Genomic DNA, 16,680 nt, shown 5'->3' with positions numbered 1-16,680 from the left:
TGAAAGACACGCTTTGCGTTCATTGCTTTAGCTTCTCAGAATCCATATTTCCCTGAGAATGTTTCTTAAAAACACCACATTGTTAATAATATGTGCCGCAATAGTTAGTTTTTTGTTAAGCATCAGCTAATATAGCTAATGCTAATATTACTTTGAAAAATCCGATGTTTCAAAAGGTTTCTAATATTGTGCCGCGTTGATCTGTATCAAACTAAAATTGCAGAAAACGAGCAAAAAACATCTATATTGATGCAAGTCAATTAATTTGAGGTTTTATTGTTGGAAATGTATGAAAATGAGAAATAGAACGGCGTGCAATGGTCACAAAATGGCAAAGTATCATCAAAATTTAGTACTTTTGTATCAGTACATTAGCTTTAGAAGTTGTGATGCAAATCACCATAGCATTGTAAGTCGATGAGCCAAAACGAAAATGAGCTCAAACCTTCACAATCTTTCTAAATTGTTCACAAGTTTGAGCCCAAGATTTGGTGACTACTTTTTGATTTGAATGACGCTACTTATCAATACCGAAATGCAGATATGCGCGGTCAGTGGCAATACGCCCACGCGGGGTACGTTGCAAATACCCTTGTTGAATTAAATATGGCTCTAACACGTCTTCAATTGTGTCTTTCTCTTCACCGATTGCCGCAGCCATATTATCTAAACCAACTGGGCCGCCGCCAAATTTTTCCATAATTGCAAGCAACAGTTTGCGGTCCATGTAATCGAAACCTTCTGCGTCTACATCGAGCATGTTTAGTGCTTTATCGGCGATATCTGCGCTAATATGACCATCCGCTTTCACTTCGGCATAGTCGCGAACGCGGCGTAACAGACGGTTGGCAATACGCGGTGTTCCGCGAGCACGACGCGCTACTTCCAGCGCTCCTTCCGATTCCATCGATAAGCCTAAACAATCCGCACTGCGCTGCACAATGTGCTGCAGGTCTGCCACTTTGTAGTACTCAAGACGTTGAGTAATACCAAAACGGTCACGGAGTGGCGAAGTCAAAGAACCGGCACGAGTGGTCGCCCCAATTAGAGTGAAAGGTGGTAAGTCGATCTTGATCGATCGCGCCGCAGGGCCTTCACCAATCATGATGTCCAACTGGTAGTCTTCCATCGCTGGGTAAAGTACCTCTTCCACCATTGGGCTTAAACGGTGAATTTCATCAATGAACAACACATCGTTTTCTTCAAGGTTGGTCAATAGCGCCGCCAAGTCCCCTGCTTTTTCAAGTACAGGACCAGAGGTGGTACGAATATTCACCCCCATTTCGTTAGCCACAATGTTCGCCAACGTGGTTTTACCGAGGCCAGGAGGACCAAAAATCAACAGATGATCCAACGCTTCACTACGCAAATTCGCGGCTTTAATGAAGATTTCCATTTGATCACGTACATGATCCTGTCCTTGGTAATCAGACAGCTTCTTTGGACGAATCGCGCGATCTATCACGTCTTCATCACGAAAACTCGGATTATCTGGCGCAATTAGGCGGTCAGCTTCAATCATCTTGTTCCCTTAATTTCCCAATTACACCATTGATTTTAGCGCTTCGCGGATCAGCTCTTCACTGCTCATTCCCGGTTTGATCACCTGAGACACGACTTTAGATGCTTGCGTTGGTTTATAGCCCAGAGCCAGCAACGCACTTACCGCTTCTTCTTCACTGTTACCTTGAGATGGCGTTAAGCCATTGTCTAACGGCGCCGCATCCGTAAACGGCGTGAACAAGTCACCCGCGCTCCAACCTTTCAGGCGATCTTTCATTTCAACCACAAGGCGCTCAGCGGTTTTCTTACCCACACCCGGCAATTTTACTAGCGTTGAAATATCTTCACGCTCAACACACGCAACGAACTGAGTCGCCGTCATGCCAGAAAGAATACCCAAACCCAGTTTTGGCCCTACTCCGTTCGCTTTGATCACTTCTCGGAATAATGCACGCTCTTTTACAGTGTTAAATCCGTAAAGCAATTGTGCATCTTCACGCACCACAAAATGGGTGTAAATGATCGCCTCTTCACCAATATTTGGCAGTTCATAGAAGCAGCTCATTGGCATTTGCACTTCATAGCCAATGCCATTGACTTCAATTAGGAGTTCAGGAGGTTGCTTTTCCAGCAGAATGCCACGAAGACGTCCAATCACGGTAGGTACCTAGTGTTCTAAAAGTTGCTTTGATAATAATAAATAACTGGATGGATAGCCAGTAAAAAACGACTCGCTATCCCTCAATCAATTTGAATTATTCGATGAAGATTTAACGATAGCGTCCACGACGCGCACTGGTCGCTTTGCCAGCAAGCGCAATCAGTGTTTTGTTGGTATTGGCATGACAAATCGCCACACCGAGAGCATCGGCCGCGTCAGCTTGTGGGCACGCTGGCAGCTTAAGCATCTGCTGAACCATGTGTTGCACTTGTTGCTTGTCAGCGCCGCCAGTGCCCGTCACCGCTTGTTTAATTAAACGTGCAGCATATTCGTAGACGGGTAGCTCAGCATTTACTGCCGCCACAATGGCACTGCCACGCGCTTGGCCAAGTTTGAGTGCAGAATCCGCATTGCGCGCCATAAACACTTGTTCAATCGCAAATACGTCCGGTTGGAACTGAGTGATGATCTCCGTTACACCGGCATAAATTTGCTTAAGACGTCCCGGTAATTCTTTTTCAGAAGTGCGAATACAGCCACTGCCTAAATATTGCAGATGACGACCATTTTGACGAATCACGCCATAACCGGTAATGCGAGAGCCTGGGTCTATTCCCAAGATGATGGACATAAAAAACCTAACTAATGTCTTTGTTCTGCGTCTAGTTTATAGCAGCCCTTGTTGATTGGCGACTATTAGCCAAGCGGAACAAAGTTAAACGCACAAATTAACGAAAAAACCAGCCCGAAGGCTGGTTTTATCACGCTGAATCAAATTTGCTATTAAGCAACTTCGATTGGACCACCGAATGAAGTTACTGGTGGAACTTTGCCTTTGAACTTCTCAAAGTCAACGATACAAGTGTTTGCAGACGTTGCTTGAGCTAGCTCAGAAGAGCCGATATCTAGCGTTAGTGTGTTTGGATCGCCGTAAGTATCGATAGCACCAATCTTCTCACTTAGAGGACCGTACCACGCACCTTCTTCGATACGGATAACACCACGTGGGTAGCTGTCAGTTAGTACAGCACCAGCCATTAGCTGACCACGGTCGTTAAATACGCGTACTAGATCACCATCTTTGATGCCTTTTTCTTTCGCATCAATTGGGTTGATGTATACAGGCTCGCGACCTTGAACCGTGTAAGTTGCACGGAACTCTTCTGACTCACACATTTGTGAGTGCAAACGCTTGTCTGGGTGGCAAGATTGTAGCCAGAACGGGTGTTTGTCTGAACCAGGACCACCGTGTGAACGTTCTGTCTTTTCAAACCACATTGGGTGTTCTTGACAGTGTTCGTAACCGTAACGGCCGATCTTACGAGATGTGATCTCGATAAAGCCAGACGGTGTACCTAGAGGGTTAATCTCTGGGTCTTGACGGAAGTCTGCGTGACGAACCCAAGGCTTACCTTCACCGAAGTCTAGAACGCTCTGTTCCCAGAACTCGTTAAACTCAGGCATTTCGAATTTGCCTTTGTTTGACGCTTTACATTCGTTGTATAGGCTCTCGATCCATTCCATCTCGCTCATGCCACGAGTGTACTCGTCGCGACGACCAAAGCGTTGAGTTAGCTCACTCATGATTTGGAAGTCAGTCTTAGATTGGAACAGTGGGTCTACTAGACGATGCATCGCTACTAGACCTTTGTTCGAGTATGAACCGTATACGTCGATGTCGTTACGTTCCCACTGAGTACATGCTGGAAGCACGATATCAGAGAAACGACAGGTTGCAGTCCAAGCAAACTCGATAGTAACCACAGTCTGAAGCTTCTTGAATGCTTTCTTCATGCGGTTACGATCTTGGTGGTGGTGCCATGGGTTACAACCCGAGATCACCATCATCTTGAAGTCTGGCAGGATTACTTTACCGCCGTTGTAACGAATCTCTTTACCTGGTTCTAGTAGACAGTCGATCCAACGCGCAACAGGAATGGTGCGGCTGTAACCGTTAAAGTCGTTGTTGTCCCATTTTGGTTTCATACCTTGATCAAGGTTACGAGGGAAACCGCCAGGGCCAGCAAAACCAGTTGAAGGCACACCGATACTTGAGTAGTGGTGACCGTAAGAGATACCGCCGCCAGGTAGACCGATTTGACCAACCATTGCTGCAACTACTGCTGCTGCCCAGTATGGTTGCTCACCGTGCTCTTGACGTTGGATACACCAACCCATAAGGATCTGTGTACGGCCGTTTACTAGCATGCGTGCGAATTCGCGGATCTTGTCAGCTTTAACGCCACAGATCTCTGCCGCCCACTCAGGAGTCTTCACTACTTTATCTTTGGTTTCGCCTTGAACGTAACCGATAAAGTCTTCAAAACCTAGACAGTAAGTATTAATGAACTCTTTGTCGTATAGGTTTTCGTTGTAAAGCGTGTGAGCTACTGCCAGCATGAACGCTACGTCTGTCATCGGGTTGATGTACAGGTGATCGTTCTCTAGGTAACGTTGAGTCTTGTTCTTAACTGGGTCAACAGATAGAACGTTGATCTCGCCTTTCGCTACTTTTTCTTTTAGCTGTTTTAGGTACTCAAACGATTGGTGCGTTTCACAGTTCCAACCTACTTGCAGGTTTTTCACTGGGTCATTCGCCCAAAGAATGATGTTGTCAGAGTTGTCTAGGATCTCTGACCATGATGTACCTTGAGCGTAAACTTCAGTTGAGCCTAGTACGTAAGGCATGATGGTTTGACCTGCACCAGTAGAGTAGTCACCTACTTTAGTGATGAAGTTACCATGCATACCTACTGCACGTTGCATGTGAGCTGTACAGTTGTTGAATGCACCAGTTTGGTTCCAGCCCGTTTGACCTGCATGCAGAGCCCATGGACCGTAGTCTTTTTGTACGCGTTCTAGTTCACGGTAGAAAAGATCTAGCGCTTCATCCCAAGTTACACGGATGAAACGGTTGTTACCGCGAGTATCTGCGCTGTATTTGTGGTTTTTCAGCCAATCTAGACGAACCATTGGGTAACGTACACGTGAAGGGCTGTAGATAATACCTTTGATACCGTTCAGCATCTCGGTCGGGTTTTTATCCAGTTCAATAGGTTTGATCTCTTGAACTTTACCGCCGTAGATGTGGGCGCGGAACGCGCCCCAGTGAGAACCAGTTACTTTCCAAGTACCTGTTGTCTCAGCAGCCTTAGCAGAAGCTGATGCTAATAAGCTAGGACCAATTACTGATACAGCACTTGTGGTTGCTACGCCTTTAAGAAAACTTCTTCGTGTAATAGCCATTTAAAATTTCTCCATCCGACGCTTATTAGTGGTGACCTTCAACGAAATCTGAAGAGTGCATTTGTAGATACTTCAGAATCAATGCTTCGCTGTCTGTGTCTAGGTTTACGAATGCAAGCATACCGTCAAACATACCTGGCCATGTGTTCGCATCGAAGTGCGCTTCAGCTGGCTGGGTGTGACATACTGAACAGTTAGTTTTGTATGCTTCCGCTGATTTTTCCCAAACTGGAGTGATGCTGTTTAGCATAGATTCTTTCTTAACCCATACTGTCGCAGCCACTTTTTCCCAAGGAAGACCAGTTAGCTCATCCACTTTCTTCTCGCCAGTCGTTACAACTTTAGGATCTGTTGACGCTTCTTTTAGAAGAGATGCCACTGCGATGTTCATACCGAAGTCAGCTTGGATTACGCGACCAAAGCCTTTCGCTTTACGCCAGCCGTCGATCTCGATTTCAGCGTAGTCGCCTTTGTCAGCAATTACTTTTACTTCAGATGCTGGGTTTAGAAGACCTGCTTCTTGTTTACCTTGATCATCGAAGTAGATAGGTAGGTGACGGATACTTACTAGAGTTTGACCAACATCGTAGTTAGTGTTTGAAGCCAATGCTTCTAGGTCGCCTACGATACCGCCAATGCTATCCATACCAGCTGGAAGTTTGTGTGCGATACCTTTGTGACAGTCAACACAGCTTTGGTTTTTCTCAGCTGCTTGCTTCATCTGGATGCGAGCTGTTGGAGACATTTGCTCGAAGTCCATAGAAGCGTAGTTGTGACAGTTCTTACATTCTTGAGAGCCGTTTGCTGAGAAACGATCCCATTCGTGTTTCGCTAGCTCGATACGACGCTCTTCGAAAACACCTGGTTCATCGTAGTTGCCGAATACTTGTGCGAATACTTCTTTAGAAGCCTGCATCTTACGAGCGATTTTGTCAGTCCAGTTATGAGGAACGTGACAGTCAGGACATGTTGCACGGACACCAGAGTGGTTTTTCCAGTGAACAGTGTCTTGAAGCTCAACGTAAACGTTGTCACGCATAGTGTGACAGCTGATACAGAATTTTTCAGTGTTCGTGTGTTCTAGTGCAGTGTTAAAACCACCCCAGAAAATGACACCTGCGATAAAACCACCCAAGGTAAGAACACCAAGGCTGATATGAACTGCAGGACGCGACATGGTGCGCCACAGTTTAATGATTAATGATTTCATTGCTTGCTCTCTTAAAATCTTTTTTAAAGTGTGAGTTTGAGCTCAGCGGCTTATAGGCCGCCGTGCGCACCTGGAGGACCAAATACGAACATTTGAAGCATCCAAACGATAAATCCGTAGCCACCTACGAACGCCACACTAAGGATTGGAAAGAGAACTACTGCAATGAGGAAGAAAGACTTCCATTCCAGTGAGCGCTTTTCATCACTCTCAATTTTGTTAACATCACTCATACATTTGCCTATCGTGTATCTAGTGTTATTTTTTAACTCACCGAAGTGAGCTAAACGGTCGATTATTTCTAAGTAAAATTTTAGACCATACTCTTTATAGGGTTCAATCAATTACTCCCTCTCAAACCCTTTTAATCACTACTTTTTGAGCTTGCCCAGAGATGTGTTTTAATAAGAATCTATATGAAAAATGCATCTCTTTATGAAGATTTATTAACAAGAAATCCCTATTAACACTAGGCGAGTTTGTATGAAATATCACCTTTAAAAACGCCTAATTTTACATCATTTCAACATCAACGCTCTATCGAATACTGCGCAATTGTAAACAATCTGTTGCGAATAACTTTATAGTCTAACGCGGAAATCGTACAAAGTTCACTCCGCCCAAACGTGAAAATCGATATAATTTGAGCTGCTTTTGGAGGATAGTATGACCGCAGCTATGGATATTTCTTGGTCAGATTTAGCACTTTTTTTTACGACACTGCTTATCCCTTTGGGGGTCAGCCGCTACTATCAACTCAAGATAGAACGAGAGCTCATCATCAGTGTGTGTCGTATGGCTTTACAACTGATATTAGTCGGTATTTATCTAGAATACTTGTTTCAGCTAAACAATTTACCCATCAATATTTTATGGTTACTAGCCATGCTGTTGATCGGAGCAAGTTCGATTGTAAGTAAAGCTCACTTACCCAAATCAAAGCTTCTTCTTCCCGTAATTGCAGGGCTTAGTGTTGGCCTTTTACCTTTATTAGCATTGATTTGTTTGTTTATCGTTAGGCCCACGCCTTTCTACAACGCTCAGTACCTGATCCCACTAGCCGGCATGCTGTTGGGTAACTCACTTAGCGGCAATATTGTGGCGCTGCAAAACGTGTTTAACAGCTTTGAGCAACGCAGAGCAGAATATGAAGGCGCAATATCTTTGGGTGCTCCGGTAAATTATGCCTGCCAGCCCTTTATAAGAGAGGCAATACAGAAATCATTAGCGCCATCTTTAGCCTCAATGAGTACCATGGGATTAGTCACTTTACCTGGAATGATGACAGGGCAAATTCTTGGTGGCGCGAGTCCATTAGTCGCGATTAAATATCAATTAATGATCATGCTCGCGATCTTTGTGATGCTATCAATATCGATTGCACTAACCTTAAGCCTCACGATTCGTTGTTGTATCGATAAAAATGGTCTTATTCTTGTTGCTGCGAACAAAAAATAACCATTATTTTCAATTACACACTCCCTATTTCAGATCTTATCCACAGAATCTGTGGATAAGGTTGTAGGCAGTTCTGTGAAAGATCATTTGTTAGCCAAATATGTGTCATTGTTTTGCAAACTAGGCTCTGCAAAATCACTGTGAATTTACCCAAAAGAGAGCCGGTGATGCATATCGAACACCTACAAATACCCCATCCTCGCAGCTACACGCTTGAGCTCAACTTAGCTATTGATCTCCAGAAAAACTGGTTGGTCGATAGGCCGCAAGAGTTGGTTACGCTTAGCGATAACCTTGTCTTTAGATACACGAACATCGAAGGGAATAGACAATATTTGTCTTTTAACACAGACAAATGAGGCGAAAGAAACGCATCTTATGTTATTGCTGATAATAAAAAGGCCCGCAAATATGCGAGCCCTCTATATACAGTTCAATGCTGATCAATGATTGTCATCACGTAGGTAGATTAGCCAGTACCACATACCAACAAAAAAACCACCGCCAATGATGTTACCTAGAGTCACGGGAATTAGGTTATTAATAACAAAATTGCCCAACGTTAAGTCTGCATAATCCGCGATATTAGCGCCGGTCATTTGCCAAAATTCAGCTGGAGCGAAGGTTTTGATACCAATCGCCATAGGCACTTGGAACATGTTCGCAATACAGTGCTCAAAACCAGCAGAAACAAACATTGCAACAGGTAGAATCATTACCAAGATTTTGTCGGTAAGCGTGCGACCACTAAATGTCATCCACACACCAATACATACCAACACGTTACACATGATGCCTAGAGCAACTGCTTGGAAGAAGCCATGGTGTAGCTTGTGTTGCGAAATCGCCATCGCATTTAAGCCAACACTACCATGACCAAACATGTATTGTTTTGCAACCAGCATACAAGCGACTAATAGCAATGCGCCAATCAAGTTGCCGATGTAAACCACGAACCAGTTTTTAAATAGTGTGCACCAAGAAATTTTGCCACTTGCTCGTGCGACCAAGGTTAATACAGAACTGGTAAACAGTTCACCACCTGTCACCACAACTAGAATCAGACCTAAGCTAAAGGCAATACCACCAACCAGACGGCTCATACCCCAGGCCATATCGCCTGCACCTGTGGTAACGGTAGTATAGAAAATAAAGGCGATGCCAATATGCAGGCCAGCGGATATCGCTAGTAATAAAGATTTAATTGGATCTTTAGTTGCTTTACCAAAGCCGATTTCTGCTGCGCGCTCAGCCATTTGTGGCGGCAATAAAGAGTCAAATTGGTTTAAGTTCATAGTCGGATAACAATTTGAAGCTGTGAATAAGTGGTCGCGGATAATCCTCCTAAATTTGGGATTATTCAAGTGCTAATTTCATTGTTAACTGAAAATGTTTGTAACCAAACTAACCACACACTTTAAGGTCTGAAATACGATATAATATTTACTAAATTGACCTCAAACGATTCAAATATAAACCTTACTTTTCATAGGCTTAATATTTTAATAAAAGTGTAATATTTAGAATTCTGACCCTTTAGGCTTATTGTTTATAATAAACAGCCTTTTTATGCCCATTTAACTTCAACTTAAGTTTTCATTTATAACAGGTCATACCAGGCAATATTGGTACGTTGTCTTAATCTTATATTATTGCCCTTCGCTTTCTTTATATTAGCGAGTTACTGGTACTCAAATGACTTCACGATGCAATACAGTACTGTACACACTGTCACTGATTTAAGTGATAGCAAAATGGCGAAACTAAAATTCGTCTGTTTTGAGTCGATAGAACCAGAAAGCAGTGCCAAAACTTCTTCTCGCACGACAAGTTTGCTTAAGTATCGATACTGACATTGGCTATCTTTACGTCACTTAGGCGCAGTTTTATGGGCTGAATAACAGTTTCGAAGCACTGCCGTTGTCTCACTATGCTATTCGCAGTAGTTTGATTACACTTAAGCAACCATAGGTAGTCTTATTCAATATGAAAGGCCGTGGTGAGCTCGAGGTCATTAACTAAAAGGAACACACAATGAAATACTTGCCAGAACATCTTTCTGAATTAAATCTGCTACTTCAATTCGATCTTAGTAGCTCAGCTACTGGCATTAAAGTTCATAGCGATGCATCTGAAGAAATGCAACAAGCGGTAAAACGCCTATTTGATAAAGGGCTATGTACACTCCCTGATGGTGGTTATCTCACTGACGAAGGCATTGAAGTTGCCGAGCACGCAGACAAGATTCTACGCGTACTAAAATAACGGATTTAAAAAGAGCACCGAACGGTGCTCTTTTACTTTCCAATGTCTTGCTTTTAAAGTGCCGAACTGGTTGTTTTGGATGAGAACAACCATTTGTATGGCTGCAATTTGTCGTAAGCCATGTTAAATCCCGTGGCATAGAAGAAAAAGAACACCAGAAACCCAGCCTCAAGCAGCAATGCTCCCCAAATGCTGATCTGCAAAAACCAAGCAATCGTCGGCACGCTCAAAAAGATCAACCCACCTTCAAAACCGAAAGTATGACCAATACGCATCTTTAATGAGCGATGACTACGATCACTGCCAAACCAACGATCAAATATAATGTTATAGATATAGTTCCACACCACGGTAAACAGGCTTAACCCAATACCTACAATCGCCAGATCGCCCGTCGCTTTACCCGTGATTAGGGCTGTGGTTGGAATAATGATCGCAAGAGCGACCGCTTCAAACGTAATGGCATGGAAAATACGTTCTTTAGTTTGCATGGTGTTTCTCTCAATGTGTTTCGATTTGCAGTTATTTTCATCATTTAATATGATGGAATAAAGTTAGATACCATCACTTAAACTGATATGTTTAGCATCGAACAACTAGAAGCCTTCGTTACAACCGTAGAGCAAGGCTCATTTTCTGCCGCAGCGCGTCGTCTTGGTAAAGTGCAGTCGGCGATAAGCCAACACGTCATGAATATGGAAATCGACTGCGGCGCAGATTTATTCGACCGCTCGGGGCGCTATCCTCAACTCACTGAGCACGGCCAAAAACTCCTGCCGTTCGCCAAAGCGTCACTGATTCAACATCAGCGATTGGTCAATTGCGCTAACCAGTTAAGCCAGGACAACTATTGTGATATCACACTTGCAATTGATGAAGGCATTCCACTAACCCAACTCTCTCAAGCATTAAAAGATGTGTCTGAACGCTTTCCCGAGATTAGGTTTGAGTGCTTGGCTGCCTCGAGTATCGATATTCGTCAACTGGTTCGAGAACAGCGAGCAACGATGGGAATTATGTTTAGTGAATCATCTGTAAGTGACAACGTCGATTTCGAAGGGCTGGGCGGCATTGAATTTGATGTTTATGTAGCAAAAGACCATCCTTTAGCTAAACAAACCGTGATTCATTTGGATATGTTACGCTTACATCGTCAGGTTTTGATTCGTTCTAAAACCAATGAAATGAGCAGCTTTCAACAAGCTTATAGCCCAGATGTTTGGTTTGCAGACAACTACTATATTTTGACAGAGCTCGTCAGTAGCGGCTTCGGTTGGGGAATGTTACCCAAACATCTTGCCGAAAGTGAGCTGGCTGGCAATAAAGTGATTCGACTACGCTCTCAATTTGAAAATTTGTCATGGCAAGCCAATATTGACGTAATTCAACATCAAAGCGTACTCGCTTGCCCTGCGCATAAGTACTTAAGACAAAGATTAAGAGAGCTTCGCAATCAGCGTTGTTAGTACGATTAAGGAAGTCAATTATGAAGAAAATTGCGATCGTCGGTGGAGGCTGGTTAGGTACACCACTGGCAAAACTATTTACTAGCCTTGGTCACGATGTATTGGTGACAAAAACCACCAGCGAAGGAGCGGCTGAATTACAAGCACAAGGGTTACACTCTGCAGTAGTGAATTTAGCCAATGATAAGCAATCGACCATTGACGCCCTCTCCGCTTTTCAACCTCAACTGATCATCGGTTGTTTTCCTCCCGGATTTCGCCGAGGCAACGGCGAAGAGTATGCACTTTATTGGCAACACTTGATTGACGCAGCCATGCTGCTGCCTGTAGATAAAATCGTCATGGTAAGCTCAACCACGGTTTACCCAAATCGTGCGGAGAGTATGAGTGAAGATCAAGCCAGCTTAGAGTTAGCCTTTGGCAATGCTGAGTTTTCAGATAATGCTCGAGTAATGCTGCAAGCAGAGCAAAGTTTAATCGATTGTGGCATTCGCTACACCATTGTGCGTTGTAGCGGTTTGGTTGGGCCCAATCGTCACCCTGCTCGTTTTGTCTCTCATTTAAAGCAAGTCAGTGATCAAGCGCCTGCCAACATGCTGCATCTCACAGATGCCATTGGCGCTGTAAGCTATGCTCTGTTTCATATTGATAACCAAGTCGTCAATGCCACCACGCCAAACACCACCAGTAAAGCTGAATTCTACCAAGCTGCGATTGATGCCAGTGGCGAACCGCTCGAACTTCCGCCTATTGTCAACCATGCCGATAAACACATCCGCGCAGACAAACTTGTTGACCTTGGCTACAAATTTCACTTTCAACACACGCTTGAAATCGTCTAGAGAGGAATCCGTGAAACTCTATCAACATATCGACGTATTATGGCAATACATGCAACTCGACCATAAGTTGCAACCGGCAGATTGTATTTTCGTGATGGGCAGCAATGATGTCCGCGTTGCTGAACATGCGGTATCACTCTACAACCAAGGCTTAGCAAATAAGATTCTATTCTCAGGCGGTTTTGGTCGTCTGACAGAAGGCGTATTTGAGCAAAGCGAAGCAGAGTTGTTCGCCCGCATCGCGCTTGATTTAGGCGTACCAAGTGACGCAATCATTATCGAAAATCAATCTTCAAATAGCGGGGAAAACGTCAAGTTCAGCTTCGCGCTTTGCCAACAGCAAAACTTAGATTTTCGACGCTTTATATTAGTACAAAAGCCATATATGGAAAGACGTGCCTACGCCACCTTTGTCAAACAGTGGCCTAATCCCATTGATTATGTGGCTGTTAGTTCCACCAAACAGTCATTCAGTGATTACTTCAGTGAAGAAGTTGATCTCTTTGCCGTACTCGAAGCCATGATTGGGGATTTTGAACGTATTAAAGACTACCCTGCTAAAGGATTTCAAATCGAGCAACCGATTCCAGATCAAGTAGAGCAAGCGTATCAAGCGATCAAAGCGCGGATTTGACGTTCACCTTCCCAGCGGAAAAACACCGGAGTAAAAAGCCAGAGTCTATGCTCTGGCTTTTTGATGTTAATTTCGGATGTTATCAATGTACTGGTTCAGCTTCCGTATCGAATTGGAATTTAAGTTCATCACCCTTGAGTGTCACTTTCACCGTACCGCCATCAACTAATGAGCCAAATAGCAACTCGTTCGCCAATGGTTTCTTAAGCTGCTCTTGAATCACGCGGCCCATCGGACGCGCACCCATCGCTTTATCATAGCCTCTCACTGCCAACCATTTACGCGCTTCGTCCGATACTTCCATCGATACGCCGCGAGCATCCAATTGTGCTTGAAGCTCAACAATAAACTTATCCACCACCTGAGCGATAACTTGCTCATCGAGGCTGTTAAACCACATGATGTTATCGAGACGGTTACGGAACTCCGGTGTAAACACCTTCTTAATTTCCGCCATCGCATCTGGACTATGGTCTTGTTGCACCAAACCAATCGAGCGTTTTTCCGTTTCTTGCACACCTGCGTTGGTAGTCAGAACCAAAATCACGTTGCGGAAGTCCGCTTTACGGCCGTTGTTGTCTGTAAGCGTACCGTTATCCATTACTTGCAGTAACAAGTTAAAGATATCTGGGTGCGCTTTCTCTATTTCATCCAGTAGCACCACTGAGTGAGGGTGTTTTATCACCGCGTCCGTCAGCAAGCCACCTTGGTCGTAACCGACATAGCCTGGAGGAGCACCAATCAAACGGCTCACCGAGTGACGTTCACCGTATTCCGACATATCAAAACGCAAAAGTTCAATACCTAGCAGTTTAGAAAGCTGCACAGTCACTTCTGTTTTACCCACACCTGTAGGGCCAGCAAATAAGAATGAACCCACTGGTTTATTATCTGCGCCTAGACCTGCGCGCGTCAGTTTGATCGCTTCAGTTAGAACATCAATCGCACCATCTTGACCAAACACCAACATCTTCATTTTCTGATCAAGAGTTTGTAGGGTTTCTTTGTCTGAAGAAGAAACTGATTTCTCAGGAATACGCGCCATCTTAGCTACCATCGCCTCGATGTCCGCTACGCCAACTGTCTTCTTACGACGACTCGCTGGCGCAAGGCGACTGCGTGCACCCGCTTCATCGATCACGTCAATCGCTTTGTCTGGCAAATGACGTTCATTGATGTATTTCGCTGACAACTCAACTGCTGCACGCAGCGCTTTGTTGGTATAACGCACTTCGTGGTGTGCTTCGTATTTTGGTTTTAGACCCATGAGGATCTTAGTGGTGTCATCAATCGATGGTTCAACCACATCAATTTTTTGGAAGCGGCGTGATAGTGCTCGCTCTTTCTCAAAGATGTTGCTGTATTCTTGGTAGGTAGTCGAACCGATACAGCGTAACTTGCCGCTACTTAACAGCGGTTTGATTAGGTTCGCCGCATCCACTTGACCACCAGACGCTGCGCCCGCACCGATGATGGTATGGATCTCATCGATGAACAGAATAGCGTCCTCTTCTTTTTCTAACTGCTTGAGAATCGTTTTAAAACGCTTCTCGAAATCACCACGGTATTTTGTACCGGCTAACAACGAACCGATATCCAGCGAGTAGATAACGCTGTCTTTGATGATTTCTGGTACTTGGCCTTCCACGATGCGCCATGCCAAACCTTCAGCGATGGCTGTTTTACCAACCCCGGCTTCACCGACAAGTAGTGGGTTATTTTTGCGACGACGACACAACACTTGGATAGTGCGTTCTAACTCTTTATCGCGACCAATAAGCGGATCGATTTGACCTTTTTTTGCCACTTGGTTGAGGTTGGTGGCAAAGCTCTCTAAACGCTCTTCACCGTTAACTTCCTCAGTTGGAGTGTCACTGCTAAACGAATCAGACGATGACTCATCATTTGAGCCTGACGCTTTCGTAATACCGTGGGAAATAAAGTTAACAATGTCTAGACGGCTTACGTCGTTTTTCTTTAATAGGTAAGCAGCATGAGACTCTTGTTCACTGAAAATGGCTACTAGCACGTTTGCGCCAGTTACTTCGCTACGACCGGATGATTGCACGTGGAAAACAGCACGTTGCAGCACACGTTGAAAGCTGAGCGTAGGCTGAGTTTCTCGCGTTTCATCATTTTCAGGAATCAGTGGCGTCGTTTGGTCAATAAAAACGTCCAACTCGTTGCGTAAGGTGTCGATGTCAGCTTGGCATGCTGCTAATGCGTCACGCGCTGCATCATTCTCCAATAACGCCAGCAGGAGGTGCTCGACAGTCATGAACTCATGTCTTTTGTCTCTTGCACGGGCGAAAGCGCCGTTGAGACTCGACTCTAACTCTTTATTCAGCATAAGGACCTCCTAAAAGAACAACTTCCGTTTATTGTTCGCACAAGCTTACGCTTGTTCCATAGTGCAAAGCAGTGGATGTTCATTTTCTCTAGAATACATGGTGACTTGCGCCACTTTCGTTTCTGCTACTTCTGCAGTAAAGGTGCCGCAAACTGCTTTACCTTCGTAATGCACTTTGAGCATAACTTGAGTCGCTTTGTCTAAATCCATTGAAAAGAAACGCTCAAGAATTTCAATCACAAAGTCCATTGGTGTGTAATCATCGTTGTTTAACACAACGTGGTACATTGATGGTGGACTTACTTTTGTTTTTTCTAACTCCAGTAGATCTGAGTCTGGAGTTACCCATTCAAAATGCTTGCTCATAATACGTATGATGTAGGTAGTTTCGATCTAATTTTAACACTTCGCCGTGCCGAAAATAAGGGTAGATTTTCTTGTAAGAGCAAAAAGCACAAGCAGTTAAAAAAGCCCATACTTAGAGACTAATGCAGCAATTGTATCGCTGCAAATAAAACCTAGCCTTCTTAGCGCCAATATCTTGATAATGACTAAAAAAACAACAAAAAGCACTAATAAAACTGGAGTTTTCATGTCTTGCGCGTAAAAAAAGTTATCGTATTGTAATCTACAGCACAAAAATGTTTTTAAATATTTATCAAGTAATACGTTTTACTATTGACTGTCGTCTCTCATTGACTACTCTGGAGGGTAAGTGGTTGAAAATTCGGCAGCGGCTGAATGAATATTCACTATTTCGAAATTGGCTGACAGGAGTGAAGCCAATCATAAATGATAACGATATGCATGAGGGATGTATAGCATGGCTACAGGTACAGTAAAATGGTTTAACAATGCCAAGGGATTTGGTTTTATTTGTCCAGAAGGAGAAGATAGTGACGTGTTCGCACACTACTCAACTATTCAAATGGACGGTTATCGTACTCTGAAAGCAGGCCAACAAGTCAACTTTGAAGTAGAAGAAGGTCCTAAAGGATATCATGCTAGTGTGGTCACACCGCTGGAAGCACAGCCAGCCAAATAA

General features: G+C 44.0%; 16 protein-coding genes. 6 read left to right on the top strand and 10 right to left on the bottom strand.

Going from position 1 to position 16,680, the window contains the following annotated elements:
* Positions 1 to 517 precede the first annotated feature (517 nt).
* The 6 genes from ruvB to torE form a co-directional block, all read right to left on the bottom strand.
* Complete coding sequence (gene ruvB / locus Vt282_RS04790) at positions 518 to 1,522, bottom strand: Holliday junction branch migration DNA helicase RuvB (protein ID WP_162046708.1); 1,005 nt, start codon at positions 1,520 to 1,522, stop codon at positions 518 to 520.
* 21 nt (positions 1,523 to 1,543) lie between these two features.
* Positions 1,544 to 2,161, bottom strand: a complete 618-nt coding sequence (gene ruvA, locus Vt282_RS04785; protein ID WP_162046709.1) for a Holliday junction branch migration protein RuvA — start codon at positions 2,159 to 2,161, stop codon at positions 1,544 to 1,546.
* A gap of 112 nt (positions 2,162 to 2,273) precedes the next feature.
* The gene (gene ruvC / locus Vt282_RS04780) at positions 2,274 to 2,795 is read right to left on the bottom strand and encodes a crossover junction endodeoxyribonuclease RuvC (RefSeq protein WP_162062699.1); all 522 of its coding nucleotides are present in this window, start codon (positions 2,793 to 2,795) and stop codon (positions 2,274 to 2,276) included.
* A gap of 152 nt (positions 2,796 to 2,947) precedes the next feature.
* Positions 2,948 to 5,410, bottom strand: a complete 2,463-nt coding sequence (gene torA, locus Vt282_RS04775; protein WP_162062698.1) for a trimethylamine-N-oxide reductase TorA — start codon at positions 5,408 to 5,410, stop codon at positions 2,948 to 2,950.
* Positions 5,411 to 5,435: 25 nt separating this feature from the next.
* A complete protein-coding gene (torC, locus tag Vt282_RS04770) occupies positions 5,436 to 6,620 on the bottom strand; it encodes a pentaheme c-type cytochrome TorC (protein ID WP_162046712.1) in 1,185 nt (394 codons plus the stop codon).
* Positions 6,621 to 6,670: 50 nt separating this feature from the next.
* Entirely contained in the window at positions 6,671 to 6,853 is a 183-nt protein-coding gene (gene torE, locus Vt282_RS04765) for a trimethylamine N-oxide reductase system protein TorE (protein ID WP_162046713.1), read from the bottom strand.
* Between the two features lie 433 nt (positions 6,854 to 7,286).
* On the opposite strand from torE, the gene Vt282_RS04760 reads away from it, so the two are divergent.
* Entirely contained in the window at positions 7,287 to 8,078 is a 792-nt protein-coding gene (locus Vt282_RS04760; protein ID WP_162062697.1) for an ABC transporter permease, read from the top strand.
* Positions 8,079 to 8,521: 443 nt separating this feature from the next.
* Here Vt282_RS04760 and focA read toward each other — a convergent pair whose 3' ends face one another.
* Entirely contained in the window at positions 8,522 to 9,373 is an 852-nt protein-coding gene (gene focA, locus Vt282_RS04755; protein ID WP_162046715.1) for a formate transporter FocA, read from the bottom strand.
* Positions 9,374 to 10,112: 739 nt separating this feature from the next.
* Between focA and Vt282_RS04750 the strand changes: the two genes are divergently transcribed.
* Complete coding sequence (locus tag Vt282_RS04750) at positions 10,113 to 10,343, top strand: TIGR02647 family protein (RefSeq protein ID WP_162062696.1); 231 nt, start codon at positions 10,113 to 10,115, stop codon at positions 10,341 to 10,343.
* A gap of 53 nt (positions 10,344 to 10,396) precedes the next feature.
* On the opposite strand, the gene Vt282_RS04745 is transcribed toward Vt282_RS04750, so the two are convergent.
* A complete protein-coding gene (locus Vt282_RS04745; protein WP_162046718.1) occupies positions 10,397 to 10,834 on the bottom strand; it encodes a PACE efflux transporter in 438 nt (145 codons plus the stop codon).
* Positions 10,835 to 10,921: 87 nt separating this feature from the next.
* Between Vt282_RS04745 and Vt282_RS04740 the strand changes: the two genes are divergently transcribed.
* Genes Vt282_RS04740 through Vt282_RS04730 form a run of 3 tightly spaced genes read left to right on the top strand, consistent with a single transcriptional unit; the run spans position 10,922 to position 13,285 of the window.
* Positions 10,922 to 11,809, top strand: a complete 888-nt coding sequence (locus tag Vt282_RS04740; protein WP_162062695.1) for a LysR family transcriptional regulator — start codon at positions 10,922 to 10,924, stop codon at positions 11,807 to 11,809.
* Positions 11,810 to 11,829: 20 nt separating this feature from the next.
* A complete protein-coding gene (locus tag Vt282_RS04735) occupies positions 11,830 to 12,651 on the top strand; it encodes an NAD-dependent epimerase/dehydratase family protein (RefSeq protein ID WP_162062694.1) in 822 nt (273 codons plus the stop codon).
* A 49-nt stretch (positions 12,652 to 12,700) separates the two neighbouring features.
* Positions 12,701 to 13,285: a YdcF family protein gene (locus Vt282_RS04730; RefSeq protein WP_232055148.1), complete on the top strand. Its 585-nt coding sequence runs from the start codon at positions 12,701 to 12,703 to the stop codon at positions 13,283 to 13,285.
* 82 nt (positions 13,286 to 13,367) lie between these two features.
* On the opposite strand, the gene clpA is transcribed toward Vt282_RS04730, so the two are convergent.
* A complete protein-coding gene (gene clpA / locus Vt282_RS04725; protein WP_162046722.1) occupies positions 13,368 to 15,635 on the bottom strand; it encodes an ATP-dependent Clp protease ATP-binding subunit ClpA in 2,268 nt (755 codons plus the stop codon).
* Positions 15,636 to 15,680: 45 nt separating this feature from the next.
* Positions 15,681 to 16,001 (bottom strand): ATP-dependent Clp protease adapter ClpS, encoded by a 321-nt coding sequence (clpS, locus tag Vt282_RS04720; RefSeq protein ID WP_162046723.1) that lies wholly within the window; start codon positions 15,999 to 16,001, stop codon positions 15,681 to 15,683.
* A gap of 457 nt (positions 16,002 to 16,458) precedes the next feature.
* Between clpS and cspD the strand changes: the two genes are divergently transcribed.
* Positions 16,459 to 16,680, top strand: a complete 222-nt coding sequence (gene cspD, locus Vt282_RS04715) for a cold shock domain-containing protein CspD (RefSeq protein WP_162046724.1) — start codon at positions 16,459 to 16,461, stop codon at positions 16,678 to 16,680.

It is taken from the genome of Vibrio taketomensis (genome assembly GCF_009938165.1).
GTDB classification, from domain to species: Bacteria; Pseudomonadota; Gammaproteobacteria; order Enterobacterales; family Vibrionaceae; genus Vibrio; species Vibrio taketomensis.
Note: the sequence above shows the minus strand (reverse complement) of the source record. Positions and strands in the feature narration are given on the sequence as shown.

Coding starts and splice junctions, on each gene's coding strand:
- ruvB (WP_162046708.1), bottom strand. CDS start 1,522: ATGATTGAAGCTGACCGCCTAATTGCGCCAGATAATCCGAGTTTTCGT.
- ruvC (WP_162062699.1), bottom strand. CDS start 2,795: ATGTCCATCATCTTGGGAATAGACCCAGGCTCTCGCATTACCGGTTAT.
- torA (WP_162062698.1), bottom strand. CDS start 5,410: ATGGCTATTACACGAAGAAGTTTTCTTAAAGGCGTAGCAACCACAAGT.
- torC (WP_162046712.1), bottom strand. CDS start 6,620: ATGAAATCATTAATCATTAAACTGTGGCGCACCATGTCGCGTCCTGCA.
- torE (WP_162046713.1), bottom strand. CDS start 6,853: ATGAGTGATGTTAACAAAATTGAGAGTGATGAAAAGCGCTCACTGGAA.
- Vt282_RS04760 (WP_162062697.1), top strand. CDS start 7,287: ATGACCGCAGCTATGGATATTTCTTGGTCAGATTTAGCACTTTTTTTT.
- focA (WP_162046715.1), bottom strand. CDS start 9,373: ATGAACTTAAACCAATTTGACTCTTTATTGCCGCCACAAATGGCTGAG.
- Vt282_RS04750 (WP_162062696.1), top strand. CDS start 10,113: ATGAAATACTTGCCAGAACATCTTTCTGAATTAAATCTGCTACTTCAA.
- Vt282_RS04745 (WP_162046718.1), bottom strand. CDS start 10,834: ATGCAAACTAAAGAACGTATTTTCCATGCCATTACGTTTGAAGCGGTC.
- Vt282_RS04740 (WP_162062695.1), top strand. CDS start 10,922: ATGTTTAGCATCGAACAACTAGAAGCCTTCGTTACAACCGTAGAGCAA.
- Vt282_RS04735 (WP_162062694.1), top strand. CDS start 11,830: ATGAAGAAAATTGCGATCGTCGGTGGAGGCTGGTTAGGTACACCACTG.
- Vt282_RS04730 (WP_232055148.1), top strand. CDS start 12,701: ATGCAACTCGACCATAAGTTGCAACCGGCAGATTGTATTTTCGTGATG.
- clpA (WP_162046722.1), bottom strand. CDS start 15,635: ATGCTGAATAAAGAGTTAGAGTCGAGTCTCAACGGCGCTTTCGCCCGT.
- clpS (WP_162046723.1), bottom strand. CDS start 16,001: ATGAGCAAGCATTTTGAATGGGTAACTCCAGACTCAGATCTACTGGAG.
- cspD (WP_162046724.1), top strand. CDS start 16,459: ATGGCTACAGGTACAGTAAAATGGTTTAACAATGCCAAGGGATTTGGT.